This window comes from Mycobacterium lehmannii (assembly GCF_002245535.1).
GTDB lineage: Bacteria > Actinomycetota > Actinomycetes > Mycobacteriales > Mycobacteriaceae > Mycobacterium > Mycobacterium lehmannii.
In genome coordinates this window covers 38,326-44,685 of record NZ_NKCN01000030.1, presented here as the reverse complement: position 1 = coordinate 44,685, position 6,360 = coordinate 38,326, and the positions used below count along the sequence as shown (strand labels likewise).

The following is a 6,360-nucleotide window of genomic DNA, read 5'->3' as shown; positions in this document are numbered from 1 at the left end:
ACGGGCATTACGGTGGGACACGAGAACCTCCGGACGGTGGTGGACCTAGACAAGCCACACCTCACCCGGAGGTTCTCCTCACATCAAGCCAACACGCCTGCTACCAACCTCATGACCCGGTACATCTAGTCAGAGTCCACGTCTAGCCAGGCCCGTCGCTGGCCGCGGCCAGCAGCGGCACCAGCACATCGCTGATCGGGGTGCTCAGCCCGTGCTCGGCCCCCTTGCGGGCGATCACCCCGTTGCGGATGTCCCACTCCAACTCCCGGCCGGCCTCGCGGTCGGTCAGCATCGAGGTGGTGATGTCCTCGGGGGACTTGGCGAGCAGCCCGACGATGCCGTCGATCACCTCATCGCCCAGTTGTGCACCCGCTGCCCGCGCGACAGCCAGGCATTCGGCCAGATAGCGCCGTGCCAGGCCGTCGACGTCGTCGCGGCGGAACATGCCCGAGCGACGGCCGCTGAGCACCATGAACCCCACGACCGCGTTGACCAGAAGCTTGTGCCACGCCGCGCTGAGGAAATTCGGGTCGATCTCGACCGTGACGGCGCTGCCGGCGAACAGTGCCGACAGTGTCCGCGCCCCGTCGGTGTCGGGCAGCACGAGGCGGGCCCCGGTGCGCAACCGGACATAACCCTGCTCCGTCGGCTCCGCCGAAACCCACACCGCCGCAGGCACAACCGTCGATGACGGGCAGTAGCGGCCGACGCGCTCGACCTGTTCGACACCGTTCTGCAGCGCGCACACGACGGTGCGCTCGTCGCACAACTTCGCGAGCCATCCGGCCGACTGCTCGTTCTGGGTGTCTTTCACCGCCAGCAGCACTACGTCGACCGGTTCGGAGATGTCGGCCGGGTCGGTCAGCACCGGACCGGGCACCACGATCGGCTCGCCGTCGTCGGACCTGACCTCGATCGAGTCTCGCGGCGTCCGCCCGCACAGCGTCACCGGGTGGCCGGCCGCGTGCAGCAGAGCCGCAACCGTCGATCCGATCGCCCCGGGTCCGACGAGCGCGACGCGACTGGGCATGAACGCCAAACTACCGGCGGATTCGACCCCTCTACACTTGTGCAGTTGTCTTGTCAGGCGAATTCCAGGAGTTTCAGTGCTGCGCAGTCATGCCGCCGGATCGTTGCGGCCCGCCGACGCCGGTCAGAAGGTGACGTTGGCCGGGTGGGTGGCGCGTCGGCGCGACCACGGCGGCGTCATCTTCATCGATCTGCGCGACGCGTCCGGGGTGTCGCAGGTCGTGTTCCGTGAGGCCGGCGTCCTCGCGGCGGCGCACCGGCTGCGCGCCGAGTTCTGCATCGCGATCGACGGTGTGGTGGAGATCCGCCCCGAAGGCAACGCCAACCCCGAGATCGCGACCGGTGAGATCGAGGTCAACGCGACGTCGCTGACCGTGCTCGGGGAGAGTGCGCCGCTGCCGTTCCAGCTCGACGAGCAGGCCGGCGAGGAGGCGCGCCTGAAGTACCGCTACCTCGACCTGCGGCGCGACGGGCCCGGCCACGCGATCCGGCTGCGGTCCAAGGTGAACGCCGCCGCCCGCGAAGTACTGGAACGGCATGACTTCGTCGAGATCGAGACCCCGACGATGACGCGCTCGACCCCCGAGGGCGCGCGCGACTTCCTGGTACCCGCACGGCTGCAGCCCGGGTCGTTCTACGCGTTGCCGCAGAGCCCGCAGCTGTTCAAGCAGCTGCTGATGGTCGCAGGCATGGAGCGTTACTACCAGATCGCGCGCTGCTACCGCGACGAGGATTTCCGCGCCGACCGCCAACCCGAGTTCACCCAGCTCGACCTCGAGATGAGCTTCGTCGATTCCGAGGACGTCATCGCCGTCTCCGAGGAGATCGTCGCCGCGCTGTGGCGGTTGATCGGCTACGACGTGCCCCTTCCGCTGCCGCGGATCACCTACGCCGACGCGATGCGCCGGTTCGGCTCGGACAAGCCCGATCTGAGGTTCGGGCTCGAGCTCGTCGAATGCGCGGAGTTTTTCTCCGACACCCCGTTCCGCGTCTTCCAGGCACCGTACGTCGGGGCCGTCGTCATGCCCGGCGGCGCCTCCCAGCCCCGTCGCACGCTGGACGCCTGGCAGGAGTTCGCCAAACAGCGCGGGCACAAGGGGCTTGCCTATGTGCTCGTCGGCGAGGACGGCACGCTGAGCGGTCCGGTGGCCAAGAACTTGTCCGACGCCGAGCGCGACGGCCTCGCCGCGCACGTCGGCGCATCCCCGGGTGACTGCGTGTTCTTCTCGGCGGGTCCGGCAAAGAGTTCACGGGCGCTGCTCGGCGCGGTGCGCATCGAGATCGCCAAACGGCTCGACATGATCGACCCGAACGCATGGGCGTTCACCTGGGTGGTGGACCCGCCGCTGTTCGAGCCCGCCGACGAGGCGACGGCCCACGGTGACGTCGCGGTCGGCTCCGGCGCGTGGACCGCGGTGCACCACGCGTTCACCGCGCCCAAGCCGGAGTTCGAGGACCGCATCGACACCGATCCCGGCGCCGTGCTCGCCGACGCCTACGACGTGGTGTGCAACGGCAACGAGATCGGCGGTGGTTCGATCCGTATCCACCGCCGCGACATCCAGGAGCGGGTGTTCGCGGTGATGGGAATCGACAAGGCCGAAGCCGAGGAGAAGTTCGGATTCCTATTGGAGGCGTTCACTTTTGGCGCGCCGCCACACGGCGGTCTGGCGTTCGGGTGGGATCGCACCACCGCCCTGCTGGCCGGTGCGGACTCGATCCGCGAAGTGATCGCGTTCCCGAAGTCCGGTGGTGGTGTCGACCCGTTGACCGGCGCGCCCGCACCCATCACCGCGCAGCAACGCAAGGAATCCGGGATCGACGCCAAGCCGAAGACCGACTGATCCCAATCCGCGTCAGGTTCGGCGCGACTGAGGCTACGATCCGCGCGTGACAGGTGCGGCGCCATCAGGCACGCCCAGGCGGCGACGGGTCACCGTCGTGACGACGGTCGTGGCGGTGATGGCGGTCTATGTCGGATCGCTCCTCGGATATGCGTTGTTGGAGCCGCGGCCCCGCAACTTCGAATTCTCAGAGCCGTCGGTCACCGGTGAATCCGTCGTCATCATCCGCTTGCGGCAGATGGACGCGATCCAGAACCGGCTGGCGGTCGACGTTCTCATGCACCCGGGCCCCAACCTGCAGGAGTACGAGCCCGCCGATTTCACGGTCCGGTTGAGTTCATGGACCGCTTCGGGCGAGTTGATCTATGTGCACGGTGACCTGTCGGTCAGTGAATCGGCCACCCATCTCGTCGCGGTCGGCGACCCCGACGACTGGCCGTTCGACAAGTTCACCACCGACACCATCGGCGTGGAGGCCTTTGCGGGCTACGGTGCCGAACAACGCCGCATCCCGGCGGGAATCGTCGCGGCGGGGCAGATCAACGGGTGGGACTTTCGTGCCCAGAACGGCACCGTCGATTCGGCGCCGGACCCGATTCCGACCGTACGGTTCACGATGGAGCGCACCAGGGGAGCGCTCGCGTTCGACATCGGGGTGTTGCTGGTGCTGCTTGCGCTGCCTGCGGCGGCGTTGTTCGTGGCGATCGAGACGGTGCTTGGCCGCCGAAAGTTCCTGCCTCCGTTGACGACCTGGTTCGCGGCGATGTTGTTCGCGGTGGTGCCGCTTCGCAACCTGTTGCCCGGGGCGCCGCCGGCGGGTGCCTGGATCGACCTGGCGGTGGTCCTGTGGGTGCTGATCGCGCTGGCTGCGGCGATGGTGCTGTACGTCGTCGCGTGGTGGCGGCAAAAGGACTGATCAGCGCCGCCCGTCGCAGCCGGTGAGTTCGGCCGACGCGTCCCACAGTCGATGCGCCATCACCGGATCCACCGCTTTGGGCCGCAGCCTGGTGACCTTGGGCCTGCCGAGCTGATTGAACCGCGGCGCCAGATAGGTCCCGCTGGGCAGGTCCGTCGTCACCGCCTGCAAGGTGGCCCGGGCGCCCTGCGCGGGGGTGTGCATCAGGCGCCGGATCCGCTTGTGCTCGCCCATTCCGAGCGATCGTGTGATGTCGGTGTTGGTGGCGCCCGGGTCGGTGGCGTACGCGCGCACACCCCGATTGGCCAACTCGGCGACGAACAGCAGGTTGGCCAATTTGGATTCGCCGTAGGCGCTCCACTTCGAGTACTTGCGGCGGTGCCAGTTCAGGTCGTCCAGATGCAGACTGGCGAACAGATACGTCGCGCTGGCCACCGAAATCACCCGGTCGGTGATCCGGTCGGCCAGCAGCGACGTCAACGCGAAGTGGCCGAGATGGTTGATGCCGATGTGGGATTCGAAACCGTCGGCCGTGCGCGTCAGCGGCATGCCCATCACGCCGGCGTTGTTCACCAGCACGTCAACCGATTCGACGGAATCGGCGAACGCGCGCACGCTGGCCAGGTCGGCGAGGTCGAGGGCGGCCACCTCGACGTCGCCGATCTCGGCCGCCGCGAGACGCCCCTTGTCGACATCGCGACAGGCGATCAGCACGCTGTGGCCGTCGGCTGCGAGAGCCGCCGCCGTGGCCTTGCCGACACCGCTGTTACCGCCCGTCACGATCACCCGCATGGTCGTCGATTATGCGGATGCGGAATACGGGGGCGTCCGCCGGCACTTGGAGAGGGAGTGACCGAGATCTCCAACATCAAGGACTTCAACGCAGGCATCGTCGATGAGTTCCGCGCCAACGGCGGGAAGGTCGGCGGGCCGTTCGAGGGCGGAAACCTCCTGTTGCTGCACACCACCGGCGCGAAGTCAGGTCAACCGCGGGTGTCACCGCTGGCGTACCTCCGACTCGAGGACAGGATCTACATCGTCGGCTCCTACGCCGGTTCCGACAAAGATCCAGCGTGGGCGCACAACCTCCGGGCGAATCCGAAGGTCCACGTCGAAATCGGGACCACCGATTACGACGCCACCGCTCGGGAGCTGCCGCACCATGAGCGCGACGAGCTCTACCCGAAGCTGGTCGAGTATGCGCCGGTGTTCGCCGAGTACCAAGCGAAGACGAGCCGGGTCATCCCGGTCTTCGAGCTCGCCAGGGCGTGACTTCGGCGTAGTTGAGCGCGGTCAGCGCGACCAACTACACCCAAGTCGCCCGGTTCAGAGGCGCTCGACGATGGTGGCGTTGGCCATGCCGCCGCCCTCACACATCGTTTGCAGCGCATACCGTCCGCCGCGCTGTTCCAGTGCGTTGACGAGGGTGGTCATGATCCGAGCACCGGACGCACCGAGCGGGTGACCGATCGCGATCGCGCCGCCGTTGACGTTCGTCTTGGCGAGATCGGCTCCGGTGTCGTGCGCCCACGCCAGGACGACGGGCGCGAACGCCTCGTTGACCTCGAACAGGTCGATGTCGGCGAGGGTGAGCCCGGCGCGCTGCAGCACCTTCTCCGTTGCCGGGATGACACCGGTCAGCATGTAGAGCGGATCGGAGCCGACGACGGTCATCGAGTGGATCCGGGCGAGCGGACGCAGCCCCAGCCGCGCGGCCACCTCGCTGGTGGTGATCAGCACCGCGGCGCTGCCATCGGACAATGGCGACGAGTTGCCCGGGGTGATCTCCCAGCCGATCTGCGGGAACCGCTGCTCGTAGGCGGGGTTGTAGAACGCCGGCTTCAGCGCGGCGAGCGTGTCGACGGTCGTGCCCGGCCGAATGATCTCGTCGGTGGTGAGACCGGCGATCGGGATCAGTTCGTCGTCGAACCGGCCCTCCTTGGTCGCGGTCGCGGCCTTCTCATGGCTGCCCGCCGAGAACTCGTCGAGCTGTTGGCGCGACAGACCCCACTTCGCGGCGATCAACTCCGCGCTGATGCCCTGCGGCACAAGGCCTTCGGGGTAGCGCTGCGCCATCGCGCCGAACGGATCGCTGCCGGGCAGCACGCTGGAACCCATCGGCGCTCGCGACATCGACTCCACCCCGGCGGCGACAACGATGTCGTAGGCGCCCGAGATGACGCCCTGGGCGGCGAAGTGGATGGCCTGTTGGCTGCTGCCGCACTGTCGGTCGACCGTCGTACCCGGTACCGATTCGGGGAACCCCGCGCCGAGTAGCGCGTTGCGCGCAATGTTGACCGCTTGGTCGCCGACCTGGGTGACCGCCCCGGCGATGACGTCGTCGATCTGTACCGGGTCGATGCCGGTCCTGGCCACCAGTTCCTTGAGACTGTGCGCGAGCAGGTCAACGGGTAGCACATCGTGCAGCGCGCCGTTCTGCTTGCCCTTTCCGACCGGTGTGCGTACCGCTCCGACGATGACGGCGTCCCGACCTGAGAATCCGGACATTGCTGCCTCCTACCCTCCACGCTGAGTGAACTTATCTATACCCAGCTATACCAGCTAGGTATA

6 protein-coding genes are annotated in these 6,360 nt (G+C 67.5%); 3 read left to right on the top strand and 3 right to left on the bottom strand.

Annotated elements, in window-relative coordinates:
• Positions 1–142: 142 nt before the first annotated feature.
• Positions 143–1,030 (bottom strand): oxidoreductase, encoded by an 888-nt coding sequence (locus CEX87_RS23985; RefSeq protein ID WP_064428412.1) that lies wholly within the window; start codon positions 1,028–1,030, stop codon positions 143–145.
• A gap of 76 nt (positions 1,031–1,106) precedes the next feature.
• On the opposite strand from CEX87_RS23985, the gene aspS reads away from it, so the two are divergent.
• Positions 1,107–2,873 (top strand): aspartate--tRNA ligase, encoded by a 1,767-nt coding sequence (gene aspS / locus CEX87_RS23980; RefSeq protein ID WP_064395402.1) that lies wholly within the window; start codon positions 1,107–1,109, stop codon positions 2,871–2,873.
• Positions 2,874–2,919: 46 nt separating this feature from the next.
• A complete protein-coding gene (locus tag CEX87_RS23975) occupies positions 2,920–3,789 on the top strand; it encodes a DUF4436 family protein (protein WP_066809093.1) in 870 nt (289 codons plus the stop codon).
• On the opposite strand, the gene CEX87_RS23970 is transcribed toward CEX87_RS23975, so the two are convergent.
• The gene (locus CEX87_RS23970; RefSeq protein ID WP_064395403.1) at positions 3,790–4,581 is read right to left on the bottom strand and encodes an SDR family NAD(P)-dependent oxidoreductase; all 792 of its coding nucleotides are present in this window, start codon (positions 4,579–4,581) and stop codon (positions 3,790–3,792) included.
• 57 nt (positions 4,582–4,638) lie between these two features.
• Between CEX87_RS23970 and CEX87_RS23965 the strand changes: the two genes are divergently transcribed.
• Positions 4,639–5,061, top strand: coding sequence for a nitroreductase family deazaflavin-dependent oxidoreductase (locus tag CEX87_RS23965; RefSeq protein WP_064395404.1), 423 nt, complete (start codon positions 4,639–4,641; stop codon positions 5,059–5,061).
• Positions 5,062–5,115: 54 nt separating this feature from the next.
• Here the strand turns inward: CEX87_RS23965 and CEX87_RS23960 are convergent, their stop codons facing one another.
• Complete coding sequence (locus tag CEX87_RS23960) at positions 5,116–6,297, bottom strand: thiolase family protein (RefSeq protein WP_064395405.1); 1,182 nt, start codon at positions 6,295–6,297, stop codon at positions 5,116–5,118.
• Positions 6,298–6,360 lie beyond the last annotated feature (63 nt).

Coding starts and splice junctions, on each gene's coding strand:
- CEX87_RS23985 (WP_064428412.1), bottom strand. CDS start 1,030: ATGCCCAGTCGCGTCGCGCTCGTCGGACCCGGGGCGATCGGATCGACG.
- CEX87_RS23970 (WP_064395403.1), bottom strand. CDS start 4,581: ATGCGGGTGATCGTGACGGGCGGTAACAGCGGTGTCGGCAAGGCCACG.
- CEX87_RS23960 (WP_064395405.1), bottom strand. CDS start 6,297: ATGTCCGGATTCTCAGGTCGGGACGCCGTCATCGTCGGAGCGGTACGC.